The following is a 24,284-nucleotide window of genomic DNA, read 5'->3' as shown; positions in this document are numbered from 1 at the left end:
TGGTTCTTAGTCAAGAACCGTTTGATGCTTACACTCCTTCGCTTCGAAGGCGGCTGACCAACAGCCGACGGAAAGGGCGCACGCGATGCGCCGGCGCCCCGTGTGCCGCATCGCACCCGCAGCTTCGCAGACTGCGGCGCGCACCGACCGGAACAGGCTCGATCCGGCTCCCTGCCCGCATGCCGCGCATGCGCGGCGGGCTGCCGGATCAACAACGACAAATCCCGCGCCGCCTTCATGCGATACCCGGTCATATCGGAACCGTTTTTTGGAGAGAGACACATGAGTGGAAGCAAGACAGGCCTCGGCACGGGTCTGAAGCAGCGTCACGTGACGATGATGTCGATTGCCGGCGTCATCGGCGCCGGCTTGTTCGTCGGCTCCGGCCACGCGATCGCGGAAGCCGGCCCGGCTTCGATCCTCGCGTATGCGATCGCGGGCGTCCTGGTCGTGCTGGTGATGCGCATGCTCGGCGAGATGGCCGTCGCGCATCCGGACAGCGGTTCGTTCTCGACCTATGCCGATCGCGCGATCGGCCACTGGGCCGGTTTCACCATCGGCTGGCTGTACTGGTGGTTCTGGGTGCTCGTGATCCCGATCGAGGCGACGGCTGCCGCGACCATTCTCAATGCATGGTTCCCCGGCGTCGCGACCTGGATTTTCGCGCTCGGCATCACGTTGCTGCTGACGATCACCAACCTCTTCTCGGTCAAGAACTACGGCGAATTCGAATTCTGGTTCGCGCTGATCAAGGTCATCGCGATCGTCGTGTTCCTGTGCATCGGCGGCGCGGCGATCGTCGGTATCGTGCCCGCGCCGGCCGTATCGGGCGTGTCGAACCTCTTCGCGCACCAGGGCTTCATGCCGAATGGCGCCGGCGCGGTGCTCGCGGCGATGCTGACGACGATGTTCTCGTTTCTCGGCACCGAGATCGTGACGATCGCGGCCGCCGAGTCGGACAACCCGCAACGCCAGATCGTGCGTGCGACGAACTCCGTCATCTGGCGTATCACGCTGTTCTATCTCGGCTCGATCCTCGTCGTCGCGGCCATCGTGCCGTGGAACGATCCGCTGCTGCCGAAGCACGGCTCGTATCAGCGCGCGATGGAGCTGATCGGCGTTCCGAATGCGAAGGCGATCATCGACGTGATCGTGCTCGTGTCGGTCGCGAGCTGCCTGAACTCCGCGCTCTACACCGCATCGCGGATGCTGTTCTCGCTGTCCAAGCGCAAGGACGCGCCCGCGTTCCTGCATAGCACCGATTCGACCGGCACGCCGCGTGCGGCCGTGCTCGCATCGACCGCATTCGGTTTCCTGACCGTGATCGCGAACTACCTGATGCCGGAGCAGGTATTCGGCTTCCTGTTGGCGACGTCGGGCGCGATCGCGCTGCTCGTGTATCTCGTGATCGCGATCTCGCAGCTGCGGATGCGCAAGACGCTCGAATCGAGCGGCGCCGACCTGACGCTGCGGATGTGGCTGTTCCCGTGGCTCACGTGGGCGGTGATCGTGTTCATCTGCGGCACGCTGACCGTGATGTTCGTCAGCGAGGAACACCGGATGGAAGTCGGGGCGACGGCCGTGCTCGCGCTGCTCGTGTTGTTTGCTTCGTGGTTGAACAAGCGCGGTCGTGATGCGCGAGCAGGTGCTGGGCGGCGGGTGTCGGCGACGTGATGACGTGACGATCCGAAGGCGGGCAGGGGTGCTCGTCTTTGGCCGACGGGCAAGTCCGTGAATGAAAAATGGGCCGATTGGCATTTGCCAATCGGCCCATTTGCTTTTCGTGCCGGATGCGCATCAGGCGATGCCGAGCGTATCGCGCGGCATCGGCATTGCGCGTATCAGACGTTGAACAGGAAGTTCATCACATCGCCGTCGTGCACGACGTATTCCTTCCCTTCCGCGCGCATCTTGCCGGCTTCCTTCGCACCCTGTTCGCCTTTGTACGCGATGAAATCGTCGAATGCGATCGTCTGCGCGCGAATGAAGCCGCGCTCGAAATCGGTGTGGATCACGCCGGCCGCTTGCGGCGCCGTGTCGCCGATATGGATCGTCCACGCGCGCACTTCCTTCACGCCCGCGGTGAAGTAGGTCTGCAGGCCGAGCAGCTTGAAGCCCGCGCGGATCACGCGGTCGAGGCCCGGCTCTTCCATGCCCATGTCGGCGAGGAACGCTTCCTTGTCCGCATCGTCGAGATCGGCGATTTCCGCTTCGATCGCTGCGCACACCGCGACGACCGGCGAGTTCTCGCTTTCCGCGTACTTGCGCACTGCGTCGAGATGAGGGTTGTTCTCGAAGCCGTCGTCCTTCACGTTCGCGACGTACATCGCCGGCTTCGCCGTGATCAGGCAGAACGGCTTGAGCAGCGCCTGCTCGTCGTCCGACAGATCCAGGCCGCGCACGGCCTTGCCCTGGTCGAGATGCGCGCGAACCTTTTCGAGCACCGCAGCGAGCTTCACAGCTTCCTTGTCGTTGCCCGACTTCGCGGCCTTCGAGTAGCGGGTGAGCGCCTTCTCGACGGTGCCGAGGTCGGCGAGCGCGAGTTCGGTGTTGATCACTTCGATGTCGTCGATCGGGCTGACCTTGCCCGCGACGTGGATGACGTTGTCGTCCTCGAAGCAGCGCACGACGTGCGTGATCGCATCGGTTTCGCGGATGTTCGCGAGGAACTGGTTGCCGAGGCCTTCACCCTTGCTTGCGCCCGCGACGAGGCCTGCGATGTCGACGAATTCGACGACGGCCGGCACGATGCGCTCCGGGTTGATGATCTCGGCGAGCGCCTTCAGGCGCGCGTCCGGCACCTCGACGATGCCGACGTTCGGTTCGATCGTGCAGAACGGGTAGTTCTCGGCGGCGATGCCGGCCTTGGTCAGTGCATTGAACAGGGTGGACTTGCCGACGTTGGGCAAGCCGACGATGCCGCATTTGAGACTCATGGAATCCTTCGGACGGGTAAGGCGGCGCGGCCGGACAGGGCACGGCGGCGCGGGAAAATAGGGACGGCCGGCGCGTGGGGCGCGGCGGGCCGACGTTCAAAGGCGCTATTGTACCGTGCCGACGCCCCGGTTTCCGGCCTTCCCCCGAATGCCCGATGCGGCGGGCCGTCGCGCTGCCGGGCCGGCCCGCGATTATGCTGATTTCCCGCAAAGTCCGGCCGCGTAAGGGATTGGCCCCGCGGCTATAATGCCCGCCATGACTGCCCACCACACCTTCGACGTCGCCGTGGTCGGCGGCGGGCTCGTCGGCAAGACGGCCGCGCTCGCGCTGACCCAGTCCGGCTACAAGACCGCCTTGCTCGCCCAGCCGGCCACGCCGCGCCCGGCCGATCTCGCGTTCGACACGCGCATCTACGCGCTGTCGTCCAGCTCGCAGGCCTTGCTGGAGCGGCTGCGAGTCTGGCAGGCGCTCGACCATGGCCGGCTCGCGCCGGTCTACGACATGCGCGTGTACGGCGATGCGCACGCGGAACTGCATTTCTCCGCGTACCAGGCCTCCGTGCCGCAACTGGCCTGGATCGCGGAATCGTCGCTGATCGAGACGTCGCTCGATGCCGCGCTGCGGTTCCAGCCGAACCTCACGTGGTTCGATGCGCGCGCGCAGGGCTTCGACGTGCACGACGACGCGGCCGTGCTTACGCTGTCGTCGGGGCAGGTGCTGGAAGCCGATCTCGTCGTCGGCGCCGACGGCGCGCATTCGTGGGTGCGCTCGCAAATGGGGGCCAAGGTCGAACGGCGCGACTACCGGCAAACCGGTGTCGTCGCGAACTTCAAGGCATCGCTGCCGCACCGCGAGACGGCCTGCCAGTGGTTTCACGAAGGCGAGATCATCGCGTTGCTGCCGCTGCCGGACGGTCACGTATCGCTCGTGTGGTCCGCGCACACCGCGCACGCGGACGAATTGCTCGCACTCGATCCGGCGCAGCTCGCGGCCGAAGTCGAGCGCGTGTCGCACGGTCAGGTCGGGGCACTCGAATGCGTGACGCCCGCGGCCGGCTTCCCGCTCGCGCTGCAGACCGTCGACAAGCTGATCGCCCCGCGTGTCGCACTCGTCGGCGATGCCGCGCATCTGATCCACCCGCTCGCGGGGCAAGGGATGAACCTCGGGCTGCGCGACGTCGCGGCGCTCGCCGATGCGATCGCGAACAAGGAGAGCTTCCGCAACCTCGGCGATACGGTGCTGCTGCGCCGCTACGAGCGTTCGCGCCGCGAGGACATCCGCGCGCTGATGGTCGCGACCGACGGGCTGCAGCGGCTGTTCGCGGTGCCTGGCTCCTTTGCGAAGGCGGTGCGCAACGCGGGCATGGCGTTCGTCGGTGCGCAACCGCTCGTGAAGCGCTGGCTCGTGTCGGCCGCGCTCGGCTGATCGAACCTTCGCGCCTTCGGCCTGTCGGACAGGGTTCCGTTACGGCGTACACTGTGACGTGCACTCCGATTGAGCTGAAGGAACTACAGGATGAAAAAAACGATCCGCATCGCATCGCTGGCGCTGGCCGTCACGATGGCGACGCTCGGCTGCACCGCGCAGGCCGACCAGACCACCGACAAGCTGAAAGCCACGCTGCAAGCGCGTCTCGGCAACGACGCGCCGATCAAGAGCGTGTCGAAATCTCCGGTCGCAGGCCTGTACGAAGTGAACCTCGGTACGCAGATCATCTATAGCGATGCAGCCGGCGACTACGTGCTGCTCGGCGATCTCGTCGACACCAAGACGCACAAGAACCTGACCGACGCGCGCCTTTCCGACCTCAACAAGATCGATTTCGCGAGCCTGCCGCTCGCGAACGCGATCAAGGTCGTCAAGGGCAACGGCGCACGCAAGATCGCTGTGTTCTCCGATCCGAACTGCCCCTACTGCAAGCGCCTCGAGACGACGTTGCAGTCGATCGACAACGTGACCGTCTACACGTTCCTGTATCCGGTACTGTCGCCCGATTCGACCGCGAAGTCGAAGGCGATCTGGTGCGCGACCGACCGCGCGAAAACCTGGCAGAGCTGGATGCTCGACCATCGCGTGCCGACCGGCGCCGGCACCTGCGATACGACCGCGCTTGACAAGAACCTCGCGCTCGGCCGCGGGATGAACGTCACCGGCACGCCGACGATCTTCCTGCCCGACGGCCGCCGCCTGCCGGGCGCGGTGTCGGCCGACCAGCTGAACCAGGCGCTCGCGTCGAGCAAGTAAACTGACCGACACCCCGGGCTGCATGGCCCGGCCAGCGAGGGGCGCCCGCGATATCAGCCGGCGCCTCTCTTCGTTTCCGCTGCCGTATTCCGTCCGATTTTCGTCCGATTCCCACGATGACCCAGCCGATCCGTTATTCGATTGCCCCGAAAGATCTTGCCGCGCACCTGTTCGAAGTGTCGGTGACGGTCGCCGATCCCGATCCCGAAGGCCAGCGCTTCTCGCTGCCGGTGTGGATTCCCGGCAGCTACCTCGTGCGCGAGTTCGCGCGCAACATCGTGACGCTCGCCGCGTTCAACGACGCGGGCCGCAAGGTGCGGATCGCGAAAACCGACAAGAACACGTGGCAGGCCGCACCGGTGAACGGCGCGCTGACGCTGCGCTACGACGTGTACGCGTGGGACCTGTCGGTCCGCTCCGCGTATCTCGACGAATCGGGCGGCTTCTTCAATGCCACGGCCGTGTTCCTGAGCGTCGCCGGCCACGAGGCTGCGCCGTGCGAGGTCGACATCGCGAAACCGGCGGGCCCGGCATTCCGCACGTGGCGCGTCGGTACGTCGCTGCCCGAGGCACGCGGCACCCGGCGCTATGGGTTCGGCGGGTACCGCGCATCGAACTACGACGAACTCACCGACCATCCGGTGACGATCGGCGAATTCGCGCTGGCGACGTTCGACGCGCACGGCGTGCCGCACGACATCGTGATCGCCGGGCGCGTGACGCAGCTCGACATGGAGCGGCTGCGCGCCGACCTGAAGCGCGTGTGCGAGTCGCAGATCGCGCTGTTCGAGCCGAAGTCGAAGAAGGCGCCGATGGACCGCTACGTGTTCATGACGCTCGCGGTCAGCGACGGCTACGGCGGCCTCGAGCACCGTGCGTCGACCGCGCTGATCTGCAACCGCACCGATCTGCCGGTGAAGGGCCGGCCGGAGACGACGGAGGGCTATCGCACGTACCTCGGCCTGTGCAGCCACGAGTATTTCCATACGTGGAACGTGAAGCGTATCAAGCCGGCCGCGTTCGTGCCGTATGACCTCGCGCGCGAAAATTACACGTCGCTGTTGTGGCTGTTCGAGGGCTTCACCTCGTATTACGACGATCTGATGCTCGTGCGCAGCGGGCTGATGTCGCAGGACGAATATTTCGCGGCGCTCGGGCGCACCATCGGCGGCGTGCTGCGCGGCACGGGGCGGCTGAAGCAGAGCGTCGCGGAAAGTTCGTTCGACGCGTGGATCAAGTACTACCGCCAGGACGAGAACGCGACCAATGCGATCGTCAGCTACTACACGAAGGGTTCGCTCGTCGCGCTCGCGTTCGATCTCGCGATCCGCGCGCAGACGCGCAACCGCAAGTCGCTCGACGACGTGATGCGCTTGCTGTGGCAACGCTACGGACGCGAGTTCTATCGTGGCAAGCAGGCGGGCGTCGAGGAAAACGAGGTCGAGACGCTGATCGAGGAAGCGACGGGCGTCGCGCTCGGCAGGCTGTTCTCCGACGCCGTGCACGGCACGCGCGACCTGCCGCTCGCCGAATTGCTCGCGCCGTTTGGCGTGACGCTCGCGCCGGAAGTCGCGCCTGGCGCGGCCGCGAAGCCGACGATCGGCGCGCGCCTGCGCGGCGGCGCGGACTGCACGCTGGCGGCGGTATACGAAGGCGGCGGCGCGCATCGCGCGGGGCTGTCGGCCGGCGACACGCTGATCGCGCTCGACGGGCTGCGCGTCACCGGCACGAATCTCGACACGCTGCTCGCGCGCTACCGCCCGGGCGACAAGGTCGAGGTGCACGCATTCCGCCGTGACGAGCTGCGGACCGCGAAACTGAAGCTCGACGGGCCGGAAGTCGCGCGCTACCGGCTCACGGCCGCCGCAAAGCCGGCTGCCGCGCACAAGGCCCGGGAAGCTTGGCTGAAGGGCTGAGCATGCACGAGCGGGTTTCGGGGCGCGATCAACGATTGTTCTGCTGTTGCAACAATCCGTCGCCTTGAACCCGCTTTTTCGCGACCATGCGGCCACGCACAATGGCGTCACTCGCGCTACCGAAGCGCAACCAAACCGGAGCCTGACATGACGACCATTCTGCAAATCAATTCCGCGGCGCGCTCGCAAGGTGCGCAATCCACGCTGCTGGCCAACGAACTGACGGCAAAGCTGCAACAATCGAACCCCGGCGCGAAGGTCGTGGTTCGCGACCTGCTGGCCGACGCGCTGCCGCACCTCGATGAATCGGTGCTCGGCGCATTCTTCACGCCGGCCGACCAGCGCAGCGCGGAACAGAATGCGATCGTCGCGAAGAGCGATGCACTGATCGCTGAACTGCAGGCCGCCGACATCATCGTGATCGGCGCACCGATGTATAACTTCGGTGTCTCGTCGCAACTGAAGACGTATTTCGACTGGATCGCCCGTGCAGGCGTCACGTTCCGCTACACCGAGAACGGTCCGGAAGGCCTGATCAAGGGCAAGAAGGTTCACGTGGTGACGGCGCGCGGCGGCAAGTACCTCGGCACGCCGAACGACAGCCAGACGCCGTTCCTGCGCACGTTCCTCGGCTTCATCGGCTTGACCGACGTGAGCTTCATCCACGCGGAAGGCCTGAACCTCGGGCCGGATGCACAGAGCGCCGCGCTCGCCGGCGCCCGCGAAGCGATCGCTGCCGCGTAAGGCCGATGCGGGTGCGTTGCACCCGCTGCGTCGCCAGATAAAAAAACGCCGCGTCCCGAAAGGGGCGCGGCGTTTTCACGTGATGCAGACGAAAGCGGGAAGTTGAACGCGGAACGGTTACGCGAGCGTTTCGGCCACCTCCGGCAGGCGCCAGTCGATCGGCTCGCGACCCGCTTCGACCAGATAGTCGTTCGCGAGCGCGAAGTGGCGGCAACCGAGGAAGCCGCGGTGTGCGGACAGCGGCGACGGATGCGGCGCCTCGAGCACGCAGTGCGCGCTCGCATCGAATAGCGCGCGCTTCGCCTGCGCATGCGCGCCCCACAGCATGAACACGAGGCCGCGATGGCGGCTGGCGAGTTCGCGGATCAGCGTGTCCGTGCATTGTTCCCAGCCGCGCCTCGCGTGGCTCGCGGCCGCGCCGCGCTCGACCGTCAGCACGGTGTTGAGCAGCAGCACGCCCTGGCGCGCCCAGGTATCGAGGCAGCCGTGACGCGGCGTGTCGTGGCCGAAATTCGCGGCGATTTCCTTGAAGATGTTGCGCAGCGACGGCGGCGTGCGCACGGCCGGCGGCACCGAGAACGCCAGGCCATGCGCCTGCGGCGTGCCGCGGTCGTCGCCGTGGTAAGGGTCTTGGCCGAGGATCACGATCTTCACGTCGTCCGGGCTCGTCAGGCGCAACGCCCGAAACACGTCGGTCGGGTAGACCGTCTTGCCGGCCGCGCGTTCGTCGTCGACGAAGCGGCACAGCGGTGCATACGCATCGCTGTCGATGAAGGGTTTCAGCACGTCGCGCCAGACGGCCGGCAGCGCGTCGAACTGCGCGGCGAGGTGTGGGACGTGCGCGGCGGCAGCGGGCTGCGGCGCGGCGGAGGCCGGGGCGGCTGCCGCGGCCTTCTTTGCGGGCCTGCGCCCAGCCGCGGCCGGCGCGGGCGCCGAGGCGGAAACATCGTCCTGCGCCGTTTCCGGCACGGGATCGTCGAACAGCGACGCCTGTTGCGGCGTGCGGAGAGTCTTGCGGGTTGCCATGCGTGATGCGGGTTTATTGCGCGCGCAGCCGGTAGCCGCGCTGCGCCTTGCTGATGTTTTCGGGGGCGAGGCCCGGCAGCGCTTGCTGCAGTTCGGCGGCGAGTGTCGCGAGCGCAGCTTCCGGGCCGTCGATCAGTTCGAGTTCGATTTCGCTGATCGGTTCGCGGCGCGTATCGTTTTCCGCCTGGACGACGATCTCGCCGATGTCCACCGCGGCCTCGACGGTTGCGCCGCCGATTGCGATGCGCCACAGCGTACGCGAAAAATCCGTCCGGAACAGCGCGTGCAGCGCCGGCGCCGCGTCGCGCAGCGCGGTGGCCGCGTTCGGCACGTCGCACGCGGAGACGAGCGCATCGATTTCGAGCGCATCGCCGGCGACGGGCAACTCCCATTCATGGCGGCGATGCAGGCCGGCTTCCGCGCTGCCGACCGTCTTGAACGTCTGCAGCCAGCCGTGCGGCGTGCGGCGCACGCGCACCGCGCTTTTCGAACGGGCCAGCGCGAGATCGGGCGTGTCGTAGTAGACGTTCGCGAGCGCGATGACATCGCCGGCTTCGCCGGTCAGCGTCTCGAAAAAGCGCCGCGCGGCATCGGCCTGGCCGGCCGGCAGCGCAAGCTTGATTTCCTTTTCGATCGCCATCAGAAGAACATCCGCGCGAGTTCCTCGCCCGGCTGCTCGGCGCGCATGAACGCCTCGCCGACGAGGAACGCGTTCACGTTCGCCGCGCGCATCGTGTCGACGTCGGTGCGCGACAGGATGCCCGACTCGGTCACGACCATGCGGTCCGGCGGAATCATGTCGAGCATGTCGAGCGTGGTCTGGATCGACGTCTCGAACGTGCGCAGGTTGCGGTTGTTGATGCCGAGCAGCGGTGTCTTCAGCGTCAGCGCCTGTTCCATCTCGTCGCGGTCGTGAACTTCGACCAGCACCGCAAGGCCGAGCGAGTGCGCATACGCCTCGAGGTCCTGCATCAGCGGCGTGTCGAGCGCGGCCGCGATCAGCAGGATCGCGTCGGCGCCCATCGCGCGCGCTTCGAGAATCTGGTACGCATCGACGATGAAGTCCTTGCGCAGCACCGGCAGCGTGCAGGCCGCGCGCGCTTCCTCGAGATAGCGGACACTGCCCTGGAAGAATTGCTCGTCGGTCAGCACCGACAGGCACGCGGCGCCGTGCTCCGCATACGAGCGTGCGATGTCGGCCGGCACGAAATGCTCGCGCAGCACGCCCTTCGACGGGCTCGCCTTCTTGATTTCGGCGATCACCGCCGCGTTGCCGGCCGCCTGCTTCGCACGCAGCGCGCCGACGAAGTCGCGCAGGTCACGCGCGGATGCGTCCAGCTTCAGTGCCTCGAGCGGCGTGCTGCGCATGGCCGCCGCGACTTCGTCGCGCTTGACGGCGATGATTCGGTCGAGAATGTCGCTCATGTGGGTTCCTGCTTGATTCGTAAAGGGAGTCAGCGCTTGAACTGCTGCGTGAAACGCACGAGTTCGTCGACCTTCGCGCGCGCCTTGCCGCTCGCGACCGCTTCGCGGGCGAGCTGGATGCCGTCCGCGATCGATTCGGCGATATTGGCCGCATAGAGCGCGGTGCCCGCGTTCAGCGTGACGATCTCGCGTGCGACGCCCGGCTTGTTGTCCAGCGCGCCGAGCAGCATCGTGCGCGATTCTTCGGCATTTTCCACCTTCAGCGTGCGGTTCGACACCATCTGCAGGCCGAAGTCCTCCGGATGGATCTCGTATTCGTGCACCTCGCCGTCGCGCAATTCGCCGACGAGCGTCGCGGCGCCGAGCGACACTTCGTCCATCCCGTCCTTGCCGTATACGACGAGCACGTGCTGCGCGCCGAGGCGCTGCATCACGCGCACCTGGATGCCGACGAGGTCGGGATGGAACACGCCCATCAGCTGGTTCGGCGCGCCGGCCGGATTGGTCAGCGGGCCGAGGATGTTGAAGATCGTCCGCACGCCGAGCTCACGGCGCACGGCCGCGATGTTCTTCATCGCCGGATGATGGTTCGGCGCGAACATGAAGCCCATGCCGGTTTCGGCGATCGACGCGGCAACCTGGTCGGGCTGCAGATCGATGTTCACGCCGAGCGCCTCGAGCACGTCGGCGCTGCCGGACTTGCTCGACACGCCGCGGTTGCCGTGCTTCGCGACCTTCGCGCCGGCCGCGGCCGTGATGAACATCGACGCGGTCGAGATGTTGAACGTGTGCGAGCCGTCGCCGCCCGTGCCGACGATGTCGACGAAGTTCGAGTTGTCCTGCACCTCGACGTGGTTCGCAAATTCGCGCATCACGGTCGCGGCGGCGGTGATCTCGCCGATCGTCTCCTTCTTCACGCGCAGCCCGGTGATGATCGCGGCCGCCATCACGGGAGACATGTCGCCGCGCATGATGAGCCGCATCAGGTGCAGCATCTCGTCGTGGAAGATCTCGCGGTGTTCGATCGTGCGTTGCAGCGCTTCCTGCGGGGTAATCGTCATCGTGCGTCTCCCGTCAGGCCGCCGGCGCGGCCGCCCGGGCCGTCGCGCGATTCTGCTTCAGGAAATTCTCGAGCAGCGCGTGGCCGTGCTCGGAGAGGATCGATTCCGGGTGGAACTGCACGCCTTCGATCGGCAGCGTCTTGTGACGCACGCCCATGATCTCGCCGTCGTCGGTCCACGCGGACACCTCGAGGCAGTCGGGCAGCGATTCGCGTTCGATCGCGAGCGAATGGTAGCGGGTGACGTCGAAATGCTTCGGCAGGTCGGCGAACACGCCGCGGCAGTCGGTTTCGATCCGGCTCACCTTGCCGTGCATGATGGTCTTCGCGCGCACGACGCGGCCGCCGAATGCTTCGCCGATCGCCTGATGGCCGAGGCAGACGCCGAGGATCGGTTTCTTGCCCGCGAATTCGCGCAGCACGTCCAGCGTAATGCCCGCGTGCTGCGGGTTGCTCGGGCCGGGCGACAGGCAGATGGCGTCGGGGTTCAGGCGCGCGATCTCGTCGAGCGTGATTTCGTCGTTGCGGTACGTGCGCACGTCCTCGCCCAGTTCGCCGAAGTACTGGACCAGGTTGTAGGTGAACGAGTCGTAGTTGTCGATCATGAGCAGCATGGTCAGTCTCCGGTCAGAAGTCGCTATCGAGGCCGTCCTGGACCTGTTCGGCCGCACGCAGCACCGCGCGCGCCTTGTTCTCGGTCTCTTGCCATTCGGATTCGGGCACCGAGTCCGCGACGACGCCGGCCGCCGCTTGCACGTACAGGTTGCCGTTGTGGATCAGGCCCGTGCGGATCGCGATCGCGAGATCCATCTCGCCCGAGAACGACAGGTAGCCGACGGCGCCGCCGTACAACCCGCGCTTGATCGGCTCGAGCTCGTCGATCAGTTCCATCGCGCGCACCTTCGGCGCGCCGGACAGCGTGCCGGCCGGGAACGTCGCGCGCAGCACGTCGTAGTTCGTCATGCCGGGCTTCAGCTTGCCTTCGACCGAGCTGACGATGTGCTGCACGTGCGAGTACTTCTCGATCACCATCTTGTCGGTCACCTGCACCGAGCCGATCTCCGCGATGCGGCCGACGTCGTTGCGCGCGAGGTCGATCAGCATCACGTGCTCGGCGATTTCCTTCGGATCGTTCAGCAGTTCGGTCGCGAGTTCCGCGTCGCGCTCGGGCGTGTTGCCGCGCGGACGCGTGCCGGCCAGCGGACGGATCGTGACGATCTGGTCATCGCCGCGCTTTTCCTGGCGCACGAGGATTTCCGGCGATGCGCCGACCACGTGGAAATCGCCGAAGTTGTAGTAATACATGTACGGCGACGGATTCAGCGAACGCAGCGCGCGATACAGCGACAGCGGATTGTCGCGGTACGGCTTCGTGAGCCGCTGGCCGACCTGGATCTGCATCAGTTCGCCGGCCGCGATGTATTCCTTCGCCTGGCGCACGGCGGCCAGATAGTCTTCCTTCTTGAACTCGCGGAACGTCTCGGTGCGCACGCTCGCCGACGTCACGGGCGGCTGCACGGTCGTGCGCAGGCGCTGCTTCAGTTCGCGCAGGCGTTGCTTTGCCTTCGTATAGGCCTCTGGCTGGGCCGGGTCCGCATAGATGATCAGGTAGAGCTTGCCGGCGAGATTGTCGATCACCGCGACTTCCTCGGTGAGCAGCAGCTGGATGTCGGGCAGGCCGAGATCGTCGCGCGGCGCGGTGTTCGCGAGCTTCTTCTCGATGTAGCGCACCGCGTCGTAGCCGAAATAACCGGCGAGGCCGCCGCAGAAGCGCGGCAGGCCCGGGCGCTGCGCGACCTTGAAGCGCGCCTGGAACGACTCGATGAATTCGAACGGGTCACCGTTGTGCGTCTCGACGACCTGGCCGTCGCGCACCACCTCGGACACGCCGTTGCGGGTGCGCACCAGCGTGCGTGCGGGCAGGCCGATGAACGAATAGCGGCCGAAGCGTTCGCCGCCGACCACCGACTCGAGCAGGAAGGAGTTGGCGCCCGCGCGTTCAGGCTGGGCCAGCTTCAGGTAGAGGGACAGCGGCGTTTCGAGGTCGGCGAGCGCTTCCGCGATCAGCGGGATGCGGTTGTAGCCTTCGTTCGCCAGCGATTGGAATTCGAGTTCGGTCATGTTCCGGTCCTGTTCGGGACGAGCGGCGGAGTGCGCCAGGGATCACTTGACGCTGCGCGGGCTGCCGTCGGCGAAAGGGCGGTCGATCGAGAAGTGCCTGTTGCCGGCCGGCACTCCGGGCGTGAACGTCGCGAGCCTGCGGCCGATCCTGAACGCAAGCGTTCGGACACGGTAGAACTCGAGGTGGTGCGACGATCGGCGCGCGGATGCGCAGCGAGATAAAAAACGGCGCTGAAGACGTGCCTCAGCGTACCTCATCGAAGAGGTTAGCGCGACCAGCGACGCCAGGGCCAGGCTCCCCGGTCGATGCTGCTCAGACTCCGTTTTTTATTCAGAAACATGCGGATGGAAGAAATAATCAGATGGTTGGCCGGCCGGCGTTGTGCGCGGTAATCGCGCGGGCCGCGACCAGCAACGAATCGACTATACCATCCGAATTTATCGTTTGTATAGCTTTGCCGTGGTTGTAGCCGTACGGCACCGTCAGCGTCGCCATTCCCGCCGCGCGGCCCGCCAGCGCGTCGTTTTCCGAGTCGCCGATCGCGACCGCCGCGTCCGGCGCGACGCCGAGCGCGTCGCAGGCCGTCAGCATCGGCAGCGGATCGGGCTTCTTGCGCGCGACGCTGTCGCCGCCGAGCACGATGCCGAAGCGATCGATCAGCCCGTATTGCTCGAGCAGCTCGACGGCGAAACGGTGCGGCTTGTTCGTCACGCACGCGAGCCGGATGCCGGCCGCGCGCAGCGCGTCGAGGCCGGTTGCGACGTCCGGATAGAGGCGCGTGTGGCGGCCGTTGATCTTCGCGTATTCGGTCTGATAGATCGCGAGCGCGTCGTCGAAGCGCGCGTGCGCCTCGTCGGGCGCGAAGCGCGGCTTCAGCACGCTGTGGATCAGGTGCTCGGAGCCCTTGCCGACGTAGCCGATCACCTCGTCGCGCGACGTGGCCGGCGCGCCGAGCTGTGCGAGCATCCCGTTCAGCCCGGCCGTGAAATCGTCGGCCGTGTCGACCATCGTGCCGTCGAGGTCGATCAGCGCCGCGTCGATGCGCGGCGTCGCGAAACGGATCGTGCCGTCGGCTGCGGTCGGTGCCTGACGGGTCTGCGAGGAATCGGCCACGACGTCAGCTCCGCTCGACGGTGGCGAGCGCGGCGCGCATCTCGTCGATCACCTTGCGGTAGTCGGGCTTGCCGAAGATCGCCGAACCCGCGACGAAGGTATCCGCGCCGGCTGCCGCGATTTCCGCGATGTTGTCGGCCTTTACGCCGCCGTCCACCTCGAGCAGGATCTCGCGGCCGGTGCGCTCGGTGTATGCGTCGATGCGCGCGCGTGCTTCGCGCAGCTTGTTCAGCGTTTCTGGAATGAACGACTGGCCGCCGAAACCCGGGTTCACCGACATCAGCAGCACGAAGTCGAGGCGGTCCATCACGTGGTCGAGATAGTTCAGCGGCGTCGCCGGGTTGAACACGAGGCCGGCCTTGCAGCCGTGATCGCGGATCAGCGACAGCGTACGGTCGATGTGGTCCGAACCTTCCGGGTGGAAGCTGATCAGGTTTGCGCCGGCTTTCGCGAAATCGGGCACGATCCGGTCGACCGGGCGCACCATCAGATGCACGTCGATCGGCACCTGCACGTGCGGGCGGATCGCCTCGCAGACGAGCGGGCCGATAGTGAGGTTCGGCACATAATGGTTGTCCATCACGTCGAAGTGAATCCAGTCGGCGCCGGCGGCGACCACGTTGCGGACTTCTTCGCCGAGCCGTGCGAAGTCGGCCGACAGGATGCTGGGAGCGATGCGGAATTGAGTCATGACAGGGGAGCGGGGACGCTGCGGCGCAAAACCGCCATTCTACCGTCCGGCGACCCGGTGCGCGGCGACGGGCCGTGCGGTTGCGGCCCGATTCCGAATAGAATGCCGAACCAGTGCGGCGCGCCCGCGGCCCTGCCGCTCGAGTTGGCGCGGGCGGTTACCTACAGCGGAAACATCATGAGTCAGTATCAGTTCACCGTTTCGGTGAAAACCAGCTACTTGCCGGAACAATCCGACCCCGATCGACGTCAATACGCATTCGCGTACACGCTGACCATCCGCAATACCGGGCAGGTCGCGGCGCAGCTGATCGCGCGTCACTGGATCATCACGGACAGCGAAAACCACGTGCAGGAAGTGAAGGGGCTCGGCGTCGTCGGGCACCAGCCGCTGCTGCAGCCGGGCGAACAGTTCGAATACACGAGCTGGGCCGTGATCGCGACGCCGGTCGGCACGATGCGCGGTGCGTACTTCTGCGTGGCGGAGGACGGCGAGCGGTTCGACGCGCCGGTCGACGAGTTCGCGCTGCACATGCCGCGCACGCTGCATTGAGCGTGCGGGGCCGGTCAGCGCGGCTGGCGGTCGTTGCCGCGGGCGTGCTTCTTCCTGCCCGACGACGTCCACACGACGATGAAGATCAGCAGGGCAAGCGCTACGAAAGCCTCGAGCGCGAAGATGAGCATCGGATATTGGTCGAGAAAATCTGACATGGCGGTTTCCATCAAGAACGAACATTGTATGTGGTTTGGGCCCCGGGCGGCCGGCTGGGTTGTGGCGGCCGCGACGGCAGCGCTGCTTGCCGCATGCGGCGGCGCGCCGACGCGGACGTCGGCGCTCAAGCCGCCGACCGGCGCGGCGATCGTGCCAGGGCAGGTTGCCGCGAAGCGGCTCACGCCGGTCGCGTGGCAGCAGGTGCCGGGGTGGCAGGACGATTCGCTGATCGGCGCGACGGCCGCGCTGCGGCAGAACTGCGTGCGGCTCGCGCGCCAGCCCGCATGGCAGCGCGCCTGCGCGGCCGCCGACCGACTCGACGAGCTCGACGTCGGCAGCGCACGTGCATTCTTCGAAACGTATTTCACGCCGTTTCAGCTGGCGAACACCGACGGCACGCTCGACGGGCTCGTGACCGGCTATTACGAGCCGCTGCTGCACGGCTCCCGCGTGCGTCGCGGCCCTTACCAGTACGCGCTGTACCGCTGGCCGGCTGGCTATCGCGCCGGTGCCGCGCTGCCCGCTCGCGCCCAGCTCGAGCGGGCAGGCATCCTGAACGGCAACGAACTCGTGTGGGTCGATGATCCGATCGAGGCGTTCTTCCTGCAGGTACAGGGTTCGGGGCGCGTGCTGCTCGACGACGGTTCGGTGATGCGGGTCGGCTTCGGCGGCACCAATAACCAGCCGTATCGCTCGATCGGCAAGTGGCTGCTCGATCGCGGCGAGCTGACGCCCGCGCAGGCGACGATGCAGGGCATCAAGGCTTGGGCGAAGGCAAACCCGACTCGCGTGGATGCGTTGCTCGATACGAATCCACGATTCGTGTTCTTCCGCGACATGCCGACGAAGGAAGATGCGCCGCACGGCGGCGCGGACGGCCCGATCGGCGCACTCGGCGTGCCGCTCACGGCGGAGCGTTCGATCGCGGTCGATCCGTCGTCGATCCCGCTCGGCACACCGGTGTTCCTGCAGACCACGCGTCCGCTGACGAATACGCCGATGAACCGGCTCGTGTTCGCGCAGGACACGGGTTCCGCGATCAAGGGCGGCGTGCGGGCGGACTATTTCTGGGGGCTGGGCGACGACGCCGGCGACCAGGCCGGACGGATGAAGCAGATCGGCCGGATGTGGCTGCTGTTCCCGAATTCGTGATGCGCGGTGGTGCCGGCGTATACGTGTAGCCCGGCATCAAAGCGAAACAGCCCGATCGGTGTTGGCCGGTCGGGCTGTTTTTTTGCCTCGCGATTGCTGTTGCGCGCGGCGGTCGGGGGGCGGGGGGCTGGGGGTATCAGCCCTTGCGCTTGTCGATCACGCGGCGTGCCTTGCCGACCGAACGCTCGATCCCGTTCACGGGCAGCACATTGATCACGGCCGTCACGCCAATCAGCGACTTGATGTCGTGCGCGAGCGCTTGTTTCGCCGCATGGATCGCCGCCGTGTCGGGGGCAGTTTCGGGGCACGGCTCGACATTGAGCGTCAGCACGTCGAGCGGACCTTCCTTCGTCAGCACGATCTGATAGTGCGGTGCGAGCGCACGCTGTTTCAGCAGCTGCTCCTCGATCTGCGTCGGGAAGACGTTGACGCCCCGCACGATCATCATGTCGTCCGAGCGCCCGGTGATCTTTTCCATCCGGCGCATCGTGCGGGCGGTGCCGGGCAGCAGACGCGTGAGGTCGCGCGTCCGGTAGCGGATGATCGGCAGCGCTTCCTTCGTCAGCGACGTGAAGACCAGTTCGCCAAGTTCGCCGTCCGGCAATACCTCGCCGGTGTCGGGGTCGATGATTTCCGGATAGAAGTGATCTTCCCAGATGGTCGGGCCGTCCTTGGTCTCGACGCATTCCGATGCGACGCCGGGACCCATCACTTCGGACAGCCCATAGATGTCGACCGCGTCGATGCCCATCCGATGCTCGATGGCCACGCGCATGTCGTTGGTCCAGGGCTCCGCGCCGAAGATGCCGATGCGCAGCGAGCTTTGTGCGGGGTCGAGGCCCTGGCGCTCGATCTCGTCGGCGATCGACAGCATATAGCTCGGCGTCACCATGATGATGTCGGGCCGGAAATCCTGGATCAACTGCACCTGCTTTTCGGTCTGGCCACCGCCGAACGGAATCACGGTCAGTCCCGCGCGTTCGGCGCCGTAGTGTGCGCCGAGCCCGCCGGTGAACAGCCCGTATCCATAACTGACATGAACCTTGTCGCCACGCCGCGCACCGGCCGCGCGGATCGAGCGCGCGACGAGATTGGCCCAAGTGTCGATGTCGCGCGCCGTATAGCCGACGACGGTCGGCTTGCCGGTCGTGCCCGACGACGCGTGAATGCGCGAGATCTGGTCCTGCGGCACCGCGAACATCCCGAACGGGTAGCTGTCGCGCAGGTCGCTCTTGGTCGTGAACGGGAAGCGCGACAGATCCGTGAGCGTCTTCAGGTCGTCGGGATGCACGCCCGCTTCGTCGAATTTGCGGCGATAGACGGGAGAGTGGTCATACGCATGCCGGAGCGACCACTTCAGGCGTTCAAGCTGCAGTGCGGTAAGCTCGTCGCGCGAGGCGGTCTCGATCGGCTCGAGCGGTAGCGGGGTAGTCATGCCTGTCTCCAGTGATTGTTATGAGCGAGCGGTGGACGTCAACGTTCTTCCGGCAGCACCGTGCCCTTGATCTGGGCCGATTTGCCCCGAAACATCGCGACCGTTTCGCCTGTCTGGTTCGTGACGCGGATGTCATAGATGCCGTGCCGGCCGCTGCGCGTCTGCTCGATCGCTTCGGCCGTCAGCAGGTCGTTGCCGTACACGGGACGCAGGTATTCGATCGAGCAGCCGGCCGCAACGGTATTCAGGTTGTACGAGTTGCATGCGAACGCGAACGTCGAATCGGCGAGCGTGAAGATGATGCCGCCGTGACAGGTCTGATGTCCGTTCAGGAATTCCGGCCGTACGCGCATCTGCAGGCGTGCGTAGCCGGCCCGCACTTCGGCGATTTCCATGCCGAACGCGCGGCTGCAGGCGTCTGCGTCGTACATGGCCCGTGCCGTCGCACGGGCGAGCGCATCGGGGGTGAGCGCGTCGTTGGAGGTGGTCATGTCAACGCCCCTCGAAGCGCGGCGCACGCTTCTCGATGAACGCCTTCACGCCTTCCGCGTAGTCGTATGACTGGCCGAGCTTACGCTGCAGGTCGCGTTCGAGGTCGAGCTGCTGATCGAGCGTATTCGTGACGCTGTCGCGCATCGACTGCTTGATCGACGCGATTGCGAGCGTCGGTTGCTGCGCGAGCTGATTGGCGAGCTGACGCGCCAACGCGGCGAGCGCATCGTCGTCGACCGCGCGCCAGATCAAGCCCCATTGTTCGGCCTGTTCGGCGCCGAGCTTGTCGCCGGTCAGGGCCAGCCCCAGCGCGCGTGCCATGCCGACGCGTTGCGGCAGGAACCACGTACCGCCCGAATCGGGCACGAGCCCGATCTTGACGAAGGCCTGGATAAAGCTGCTCGAGCGTGCCGCGAACACGATGTCGCAGGCGAGTGCGAGATTCGCGCCGGCGCCCGCCGCAGTCCCGTTGACGGCGGCGATCACCGGAATCGGCATGCGTTGCAGGCGGCGGATCAGCGGATTGAAATGCTCGTCGATCAGCGTGCCGAGGTCGGTGGACGCGCCCGGCGTGAAGTCGAGATCGGCCAGGTCCTGGCCTGCGCAAAAGCCGCGCCCCGCACCCGTCAGTATCAGCGCACGTGCGCCGGCCGTCTCGACTTCATCGAGCGCAGACTGCAGTTCGCGGTGCATCGCTCGCGTGAAGCTGTTCAGCTTGTCCGGGCGGTTGAGGGTGATCGTGGCCACGCGGGCAGTCTGATCGATATCCAACTGGATCGCCTGATATGACATGCAGTGTCTCCTTCATGACTTCGTTATAGGCGCGCGGCGCGTCGGTTACATGCGCTCGATGGCGATCGCGATGCCCTGGCCGACGCCGATGCACATCGTACAGAGTGCAAAGCGGCCGCCCGTACGCTCGAGTTGGTGAAGCGCCGTGGTCACGAGCCGAGCGCCCGATGCGCCGAGCGGGTGACCGAGCGCGATCGCACCGCCGTTCGGGTTCACGCGCGGATCGTCGTCGGCGACACCGAGCATGCGCAACACCGCGAGACCTTGCGAGGCGAACGCTTCGTTCAGCTCGATCACGTCGAACTGGTCGATCGTCATCCCGAGCTGGCGCAACAGTTTCTGCGTGGCCGGCGCCGGGCCGATCCCCATCACGCGCGGTTCGACGCCTGCGGTCGCCATACCGACGACGCGTGCGCGGCGGCGCAGCCCATACTGATCGGCGGCTTCCGCGTTGGCGAGCAGCAGTGCGCATGCGCCGTCGTTGACGCCCGACGCGTTGCCGGCCGTCACCGAGCCGTCCGGGCGCACGACACCCTTCAGCTTCGCGAGCGCCTCGAGCGACGTTTCTCGCGGATGCTCGTCACGCGATACGACGAGCGGGTCGCCTTTCTTCTGCGGAATCGTCACCGGGACGATTTCCTCGGCGAGCGTGCCGTCCTGCTGCGCACGCGCGGCCTTCTGCTGGCTGCGCAGCGCGAACAGGTCCTGATCGGCACGGCTGATGCCGTAGTCGACCGCGACGTTCTCGGCCGTCTCCGGCATCGAATCGACGCCGTATTGCTGTTTCATCAGCGGATTGATGAAGCGCCAGCCGATCGTCGTGTCGTAGATGTCGGCCTTACGCGCAAATGCGCTGGCAGCCTTGCCCATCACGAACGGCGCGCGCGTCATGCTTTCGACGCCGCCCGCGATCATCAAGCGTGCCTCGCCCGCCTTGATCGCGCGCGCGGCGGTGCCGACGGCGTCCATGCCCGAACCGCAGAGCCGATTCAGCGTCGTACCCGGCACGGCGGTCGGCAGGCCCGCGAGCAGCGCGGACATGCGCGCGACGTTGCGGTTGTCTTCGCCGGCCTGGTTCGCGCAGCCGTAGATCACGTCGTCGATGGCCGACCAGTCGACATTGCGGTTGCGTTCGATCAGCGCCGTGAGCGGCACCGCACCGAGATCGTCGGCACGAACGTCTTTCAGGGAGCCGCCGTAGCGGCCGATGGGGGTGCGAATCGCGTCGCAGATGTAGGCGTCGGTCATGGGGGTGTCGATGTGCAACGAACCTGCCGGTTGGCAGATTCGTTCATGGTAGAGAACGTGACGGCGTTTGCACGTCGGCCATTCGAGTTATGCCGTTTGGCCGGCTTCCGCAGGTACAGCCTTCGGCGCAACATGGACGCGGCTTTGCACCACGCGGAACCGGTTGGCGACGAACGCCGGATCGGCGAGCGCCGCGTTGGCGGCCGGGTTCGCGCCGGTGCCGTGGAAGTCGGAGAATGCAGCCGACTGGTTGACGAATACGCCGCCCGTCAGGTTGATCGACAGCGCGACGCCGCCACGCACCGCTGCATCGTGCGCAGCGTCGAGGACCTTGTCGTCGGTGCTGTAGACGGAGAGCGTCAGCGCACCATGTTCCGCGGCGATTTTGCCGGCGAGATCGAGAGATTGCGCGGTCGAGTCGGTCGCGATCACGAACGAGATCGGGCCGAACCACTCCTGCGTGAATTTCGCTTGGTCGGCCACGTCGAGTTGCAGCACGAGCGGCGTGCGCACGCGAGCGTCGGCGAATGTCGGATGCTGGAGCGTCTGGCTGTCAGCGAGCACACGACCGAGCTTGCGGGCGTCGTCGATACGCGCGACCACGCCGTCGTTCTGGATCGCGCCGATCAGTTCGACCGAGCGAGCCGGGTCTCCGGTCAGTTTCTGCACGGAGACGGCGATCGCCTGGGCGACTTCGTCGAAGCTTGCATGGCCGTCTGCCGTCCGGATGCCGTCGCGCGGCACGTAAATGTTCTGCGGTGCCGTGCACATCTGGCCGGAGTACAGCGCTAACGAGAACGCGATGTTCTTGGCCGCGGCCTTCAGGTCGTCGGTCGAGTCGATCACGATCTGGTTGACACCGGCCTTCTCGGTATACACCTGTGCTTGATGGGCATGGTGTTCGAGCCACGTGCCGTTTTGCGTGCTGCCCGTGAAGTCGATCAGCTTGATTTCAGGACGCAGCGCGAGGTCCTGCACGAGGGCGCCGTCGTTCGGCTCGGTCGCGAGGAGCGTGACGACGTTCGGATCGAAGCCGGCTTCGCGCAGCACGTCGCGGGCGATGCGGACCGTGATCGCGAGCGGCAGGGTCGCGCCCGGATGAGGTTTGACGATTACCGTGTTGCCGGTCGCCAGGTCGGCGAACAGGCCGGGGTAGCCGTTCCAGGTCGGGAATGTGCAGCAGCCGAGCACGAGGCCGGTGCCGCGCGGGACAATCGTATAGCGCTTGTGCATCGCGAGCGGCGGGTTCTTGCCTTGCGGCTTCTCCCAGTGTGCATCGGCCGGGATGCGGCGCAACTCGTCCCAGGCGTAGGCGACCGCTTCGAGCGCACGATCCTGCGCGTGCGGGCCCCCGGCCTGGAATGCCATCATGAACGCTTGGCCCGTCGTGTGCATCACGCTGTAGGCAATTTCGAAGCTCGCGCGATTCAGCCGTGCGAGGATTTCCAGACTGACGCCGATCCAGGCGCTCGGGCCGGCTTCGCGCCATGCGCGCTGGGCCGCGGCGGCGGCGGCAATCAGTTCGTCGGGTGTCGATTTCGGATAGCGGATGCCCAGCGCGATCCCGTACGGCGACTGCTCCGCGCCGACGGTTCCGCCGGACGCCGGCTGGTCGAGCACGAACGTGTTGCCGAGGTGTGCCTTGAACGCCGCTTCGCCGTCGGCGTTGGCGCTTTCCCCGTACACTTTGGGACTAGGCATTTCCGCGAACGGGCTCCAGTACCCGCGGCTCTCGATGGCGGCGAGGGCGTGTTTCAGCGTGTCTTCGTGCTTCGTGAACAGTGCATGGGTCATGGCGGCAGCCTGATGGACATAGGGAAGGGTTGGATCGATTAATTAACCGACCGGTTGGTCGGAGAATGGTAGCATCAAACTATTCGCATGTGCGAGGCGTTTCTCATTTCATTGATCGAGGAGAAATAGATGTCTTACGAGAACATCCTGGTGGAGACCCGGGGGCGAGTCGGGCTGATCACACTGAACCGTCCGAAGGCGCTGAATGCGCTGAACGATGCGCTGATGGATGAGTTGGGCGCTGCGCTGAAGGCATTCGACGCAGACGACGCGATCGGTGCGATCGTCGTGACGGGGAGCGAGAAGGCGTTCGCGGCCGGGGCCGACATCGGCATGATGGCGACCTATTCCTATATGGACGTTTATCGCGGCGACTACATCACCCGTAACTGGGAGACCGTCCGCGAGATCCGCAAGCCGATCATTGCTGCCGTGGCGGGCTTTGCGCTTGGCGGTGGTTGCGAGCTCGCGATGATGTGCGACATCATCTTCGCAGCGGATACGGCCAAGTTCGGCCAGCCCGAAATCAAGCTGGGCGTGATGCCGGGCGCAGGCGGCACGCAGCGTCTGCCGCGCGCCGTGTCCAAGGCGAAGGCAATGGACATGTGCCTGACGGCGCGCTTCATGGACGCGGCCGAGGCGGAACGGGCGGGGCTCGTGTCGCGCGTGCTGCCGGCCGACAAACTGCTCGATGAAGCGATTGCCGCTGCGACGACGATTGCCGAGTTCTCACTGCCGGCGGTCATGATGGTCAAGGAGTCGGTGAATCGCGCGTACGAGACGACACTGGCCGAGGGTGTCCATTTCGAGCGTCGACTGTTTCATTCGCTGTTCGCGACCGAAGATCAGAAGGAAGGGATGGCGGCATTCGTCGAGAAGCGGAAGCCGGTATTCAAGAACCGCTGATTTGGCGGTGGCTGGGTGGCGCCTGGCGAGCGGCGGGTGTCGGTCGTCGGTAAGATCGCCCGGGGCAGTGAGCCCGAAGCCCCCGTGCGCGTTAGCGCACGGGGGCTTTTTCAAAATATTTTCACAAAGGGGGTTGCGCAGACCGGGGCAGGTGCTTAGAATCACGCCTCTTTCGCGCTAACGGAAACGCAGCGCGGGGGAAGAAGGGAAGCGGTGCGATGGAGGGTGGGTTGTCGAGCCCCGGCGCACATGAAGTTGAACCCAGTCGTCGCAACGAAGCAGTTCAAAAAGTTGTTGACTGACTGAGAAACACGGTTCATAATCTCGCTTCTCTGCTGCTGAAAACGCAGCGCTGCTGGGAAACTTCAGGTTTCTCGCAGAAATGCTCTTTAAAAATTAACAGCCGATAAGTGTGGGCGCTTGATGGAAGCGAGCTGATCTTCGGATCAGATAGCGAAAGTATCAAGAGTCTCACA

23 protein-coding genes are annotated in these 24,284 nt (G+C 65.9%); 8 read left to right on the top strand and 15 right to left on the bottom strand.

Going from position 1 to position 24,284, the window contains the following annotated elements; all coding sequences use genetic code 11:
* The first annotated feature begins 282 nt into the window (after positions 1–282).
* Positions 283–1,674 carry a GABA permease gene (gabP, locus tag LGM71_RS30295; protein WP_059600629.1) on the top strand — a complete coding sequence of 464 codons (1,392 nt, stop codon included), beginning with the start codon at positions 283–285 and terminating at the stop codon, positions 1,672–1,674.
* Between the two features lie 167 nt (positions 1,675–1,841).
* On the opposite strand, the gene ychF is transcribed toward gabP, so the two are convergent.
* On the bottom strand, positions 1,842–2,936 hold the full coding sequence (gene ychF / locus LGM71_RS30290; protein ID WP_151051943.1) for a redox-regulated ATPase YchF: 1,095 nt from the start codon (positions 2,934–2,936) through the stop codon (positions 1,842–1,844).
* A 247-nt stretch (positions 2,937–3,183) separates the two neighbouring features.
* Here ychF and LGM71_RS30285 point away from each other — a divergent pair, with 247 nt between their 5' ends.
* The 4 genes from LGM71_RS30285 to LGM71_RS30270 all read left to right on the top strand — a co-directional run bounded on the left by LGM71_RS30285 (position 3,184) and on the right by LGM71_RS30270 (position 7,841).
* Complete coding sequence (locus tag LGM71_RS30285) at positions 3,184–4,362, top strand: UbiH/UbiF family hydroxylase (protein ID WP_059608049.1); 1,179 nt, start codon at positions 3,184–3,186, stop codon at positions 4,360–4,362.
* Between the two features lie 90 nt (positions 4,363–4,452).
* Positions 4,453–5,181, top strand: a complete 729-nt coding sequence (locus LGM71_RS30280) for a DsbC family protein (protein WP_059608050.1) — start codon at positions 4,453–4,455, stop codon at positions 5,179–5,181.
* 116 nt (positions 5,182–5,297) lie between these two features.
* The gene (locus LGM71_RS30275) at positions 5,298–7,097 is read left to right on the top strand and encodes a M61 family metallopeptidase (protein ID WP_226118168.1); all 1,800 of its coding nucleotides are present in this window, start codon (positions 5,298–5,300) and stop codon (positions 7,095–7,097) included.
* Positions 7,098–7,244: 147 nt separating this feature from the next.
* A complete protein-coding gene (locus LGM71_RS30270) occupies positions 7,245–7,841 on the top strand; it encodes an FMN-dependent NADH-azoreductase (protein WP_059449745.1) in 597 nt (198 codons plus the stop codon).
* Between the two features lie 117 nt (positions 7,842–7,958).
* On the opposite strand, the gene LGM71_RS30265 is transcribed toward LGM71_RS30270, so the two are convergent.
* From LGM71_RS30265 to rpe, 8 genes are all read right to left on the bottom strand, one after another.
* The gene (locus LGM71_RS30265) at positions 7,959–8,867 is read right to left on the bottom strand and encodes a uracil-DNA glycosylase (protein WP_174913543.1); all 909 of its coding nucleotides are present in this window, start codon (positions 8,865–8,867) and stop codon (positions 7,959–7,961) included.
* A gap of 13 nt (positions 8,868–8,880) precedes the next feature.
* Positions 8,881–9,507, bottom strand: coding sequence for a CYTH domain-containing protein (locus LGM71_RS30260; protein WP_226118166.1), 627 nt, complete (start codon positions 9,505–9,507; stop codon positions 8,881–8,883).
* Complete coding sequence (gene trpC, locus LGM71_RS30255) at positions 9,507–10,292, bottom strand: indole-3-glycerol phosphate synthase TrpC (protein ID WP_151052110.1); 786 nt, start codon at positions 10,290–10,292, stop codon at positions 9,507–9,509. Before trpC ends, LGM71_RS30260 begins: the two co-directional genes overlap by 1 nt.
* 29 nt (positions 10,293–10,321) lie before the next feature.
* Positions 10,322–11,353 carry an anthranilate phosphoribosyltransferase gene (gene trpD, locus LGM71_RS30250; protein WP_226118164.1) on the bottom strand — a complete coding sequence of 344 codons (1,032 nt, stop codon included), beginning with the start codon at positions 11,351–11,353 and terminating at the stop codon, positions 10,322–10,324.
* Between the two features lie 13 nt (positions 11,354–11,366).
* Positions 11,367–11,966 (bottom strand): aminodeoxychorismate/anthranilate synthase component II, encoded by a 600-nt coding sequence (locus tag LGM71_RS30245; RefSeq protein ID WP_059608057.1) that lies wholly within the window; start codon positions 11,964–11,966, stop codon positions 11,367–11,369.
* A 13-nt stretch (positions 11,967–11,979) separates the two neighbouring features.
* The gene (trpE, locus tag LGM71_RS30240; RefSeq protein WP_124629065.1) at positions 11,980–13,473 is read right to left on the bottom strand and encodes an anthranilate synthase component I; all 1,494 of its coding nucleotides are present in this window, start codon (positions 13,471–13,473) and stop codon (positions 11,980–11,982) included.
* Between the two features lie 358 nt (positions 13,474–13,831).
* The gene (locus tag LGM71_RS30235) at positions 13,832–14,587 is read right to left on the bottom strand and encodes a phosphoglycolate phosphatase (protein ID WP_226118162.1); all 756 of its coding nucleotides are present in this window, start codon (positions 14,585–14,587) and stop codon (positions 13,832–13,834) included.
* A 4-nt stretch (positions 14,588–14,591) separates the two neighbouring features.
* Positions 14,592–15,278, bottom strand: a complete 687-nt coding sequence (rpe, locus tag LGM71_RS30230; protein WP_006482066.1) for a ribulose-phosphate 3-epimerase — start codon at positions 15,276–15,278, stop codon at positions 14,592–14,594.
* A gap of 177 nt (positions 15,279–15,455) precedes the next feature.
* Between rpe and apaG the strand changes: the two genes are divergently transcribed.
* A complete protein-coding gene (gene apaG, locus LGM71_RS30225) occupies positions 15,456–15,830 on the top strand; it encodes a Co2+/Mg2+ efflux protein ApaG (RefSeq protein WP_057924835.1) in 375 nt (124 codons plus the stop codon).
* A gap of 14 nt (positions 15,831–15,844) precedes the next feature.
* Here apaG and LGM71_RS30220 read toward each other — a convergent pair whose 3' ends face one another.
* Positions 15,845–15,988 (bottom strand): hypothetical protein, encoded by a 144-nt coding sequence (locus LGM71_RS30220; protein WP_006758475.1) that lies wholly within the window; start codon positions 15,986–15,988, stop codon positions 15,845–15,847.
* Positions 15,989–16,016: 28 nt separating this feature from the next.
* Between LGM71_RS30220 and LGM71_RS30215 the strand changes: the two genes are divergently transcribed.
* Positions 16,017–17,141 (top strand): murein transglycosylase A, encoded by a 1,125-nt coding sequence (locus LGM71_RS30215; RefSeq protein WP_226118160.1) that lies wholly within the window; start codon positions 16,017–16,019, stop codon positions 17,139–17,141.
* Between the two features lie 136 nt (positions 17,142–17,277).
* On the opposite strand, the gene paaK is transcribed toward LGM71_RS30215, so the two are convergent.
* The 5 genes from paaK to paaN form a co-directional block, all read right to left on the bottom strand.
* The gene (gene paaK, locus LGM71_RS30210; RefSeq protein ID WP_226118158.1) at positions 17,278–18,576 is read right to left on the bottom strand and encodes a phenylacetate--CoA ligase PaaK; all 1,299 of its coding nucleotides are present in this window, start codon (positions 18,574–18,576) and stop codon (positions 17,278–17,280) included.
* Positions 18,577–18,614: 38 nt separating this feature from the next.
* Positions 18,615–19,067 carry a hydroxyphenylacetyl-CoA thioesterase PaaI gene (gene paaI / locus LGM71_RS30205; protein WP_226118156.1) on the bottom strand — a complete coding sequence of 151 codons (453 nt, stop codon included), beginning with the start codon at positions 19,065–19,067 and terminating at the stop codon, positions 18,615–18,617.
* A gap of 1 nt (position 19,068) precedes the next feature.
* Complete coding sequence (gene paaG / locus LGM71_RS30200; RefSeq protein WP_124629057.1) at positions 19,069–19,860, bottom strand: 2-(1,2-epoxy-1,2-dihydrophenyl)acetyl-CoA isomerase PaaG; 792 nt, start codon at positions 19,858–19,860, stop codon at positions 19,069–19,071.
* Positions 19,861–19,905: 45 nt separating this feature from the next.
* On the bottom strand, positions 19,906–21,108 hold the full coding sequence (gene pcaF / locus LGM71_RS30195) for a 3-oxoadipyl-CoA thiolase (RefSeq protein ID WP_226118154.1): 1,203 nt from the start codon (positions 21,106–21,108) through the stop codon (positions 19,906–19,908).
* 87 nt (positions 21,109–21,195) lie between these two features.
* On the bottom strand, positions 21,196–22,902 hold the full coding sequence (gene paaN / locus LGM71_RS30190; RefSeq protein WP_151052063.1) for a phenylacetic acid degradation protein PaaN: 1,707 nt from the start codon (positions 22,900–22,902) through the stop codon (positions 21,196–21,198).
* A gap of 129 nt (positions 22,903–23,031) precedes the next feature.
* Between paaN and LGM71_RS30185 the strand changes: the two genes are divergently transcribed.
* Positions 23,032–23,808, top strand: a complete 777-nt coding sequence (locus LGM71_RS30185; RefSeq protein WP_059532675.1) for an enoyl-CoA hydratase — start codon at positions 23,032–23,034, stop codon at positions 23,806–23,808.
* The last annotated feature ends 476 nt before the right edge of the window (positions 23,809–24,284 follow it).

This window comes from Burkholderia sp. AU33545 (genome assembly GCF_020419685.1).
In the GTDB taxonomy this organism is placed as follows: domain Bacteria; phylum Pseudomonadota; class Gammaproteobacteria; order Burkholderiales; family Burkholderiaceae; genus Burkholderia; species Burkholderia diffusa.
The sequence above is the reverse complement of the archived record's forward strand: the minus strand, read 5'-3'. Positions and strand labels throughout refer to the sequence as shown.

What these genes read in the sequence shown, in the direction of transcription:
- paaG (WP_124629057.1), bottom strand. Translation starts at nt 19,860, where the DNA reads ATGTCATATCAGGCGATCCAGTTGGATATCGATCAGACTGCCCGCGTG.
- apaG (WP_057924835.1), top strand. Translation starts at nt 15,456, where the DNA reads ATGAGTCAGTATCAGTTCACCGTTTCGGTGAAAACCAGCTACTTGCCG.
- gabP (WP_059600629.1), top strand. Translation starts at nt 283, where the DNA reads ATGAGTGGAAGCAAGACAGGCCTCGGCACGGGTCTGAAGCAGCGTCAC.
- LGM71_RS30280 (WP_059608050.1), top strand. Translation starts at nt 4,453, where the DNA reads ATGAAAAAAACGATCCGCATCGCATCGCTGGCGCTGGCCGTCACGATG.
- ychF (WP_151051943.1), bottom strand. Translation starts at nt 2,936, where the DNA reads ATGAGTCTCAAATGCGGCATCGTCGGCTTGCCCAACGTCGGCAAGTCC.
- trpE (WP_124629065.1), bottom strand. Translation starts at nt 13,473, where the DNA reads ATGACCGAACTCGAATTCCAATCGCTGGCGAACGAAGGCTACAACCGC.
- trpC (WP_151052110.1), bottom strand. Translation starts at nt 10,292, where the DNA reads ATGAGCGACATTCTCGACCGAATCATCGCCGTCAAGCGCGACGAAGTC.
- LGM71_RS30245 (WP_059608057.1), bottom strand. Translation starts at nt 11,966, where the DNA reads ATGCTGCTCATGATCGACAACTACGACTCGTTCACCTACAACCTGGTC.
- trpD (WP_226118164.1), bottom strand. Translation starts at nt 11,353, where the DNA reads ATGACGATTACCCCGCAGGAAGCGCTGCAACGCACGATCGAACACCGC.
- LGM71_RS30275 (WP_226118168.1), top strand. Translation starts at nt 5,298, where the DNA reads ATGACCCAGCCGATCCGTTATTCGATTGCCCCGAAAGATCTTGCCGCG.
- LGM71_RS30285 (WP_059608049.1), top strand. Translation starts at nt 3,184, where the DNA reads ATGCCCGCCATGACTGCCCACCACACCTTCGACGTCGCCGTGGTCGGC.
- LGM71_RS30220 (WP_006758475.1), bottom strand. Translation starts at nt 15,988, where the DNA reads ATGTCAGATTTTCTCGACCAATATCCGATGCTCATCTTCGCGCTCGAG.
- LGM71_RS30215 (WP_226118160.1), top strand. Translation starts at nt 16,017, where the DNA reads ATGTGGTTTGGGCCCCGGGCGGCCGGCTGGGTTGTGGCGGCCGCGACG.
- paaI (WP_226118156.1), bottom strand. Translation starts at nt 19,067, where the DNA reads ATGACCACCTCCAACGACGCGCTCACCCCCGATGCGCTCGCCCGTGCG.
- LGM71_RS30270 (WP_059449745.1), top strand. Translation starts at nt 7,245, where the DNA reads ATGACGACCATTCTGCAAATCAATTCCGCGGCGCGCTCGCAAGGTGCG.
- LGM71_RS30265 (WP_174913543.1), bottom strand. Translation starts at nt 8,867, where the DNA reads ATGGCAACCCGCAAGACTCTCCGCACGCCGCAACAGGCGTCGCTGTTC.
- LGM71_RS30260 (WP_226118166.1), bottom strand. Translation starts at nt 9,507, where the DNA reads ATGGCGATCGAAAAGGAAATCAAGCTTGCGCTGCCGGCCGGCCAGGCC.
- rpe (WP_006482066.1), bottom strand. Translation starts at nt 15,278, where the DNA reads ATGACTCAATTCCGCATCGCTCCCAGCATCCTGTCGGCCGACTTCGCA.
- pcaF (WP_226118154.1), bottom strand. Translation starts at nt 21,108, where the DNA reads ATGACCGACGCCTACATCTGCGACGCGATTCGCACCCCCATCGGCCGC.
- LGM71_RS30185 (WP_059532675.1), top strand. Translation starts at nt 23,032, where the DNA reads ATGTCTTACGAGAACATCCTGGTGGAGACCCGGGGGCGAGTCGGGCTG.
- paaN (WP_151052063.1), bottom strand. Translation starts at nt 22,902, where the DNA reads ATGACCCATGCACTGTTCACGAAGCACGAAGACACGCTGAAACACGCC.
- paaK (WP_226118158.1), bottom strand. Translation starts at nt 18,576, where the DNA reads ATGACTACCCCGCTACCGCTCGAGCCGATCGAGACCGCCTCGCGCGAC.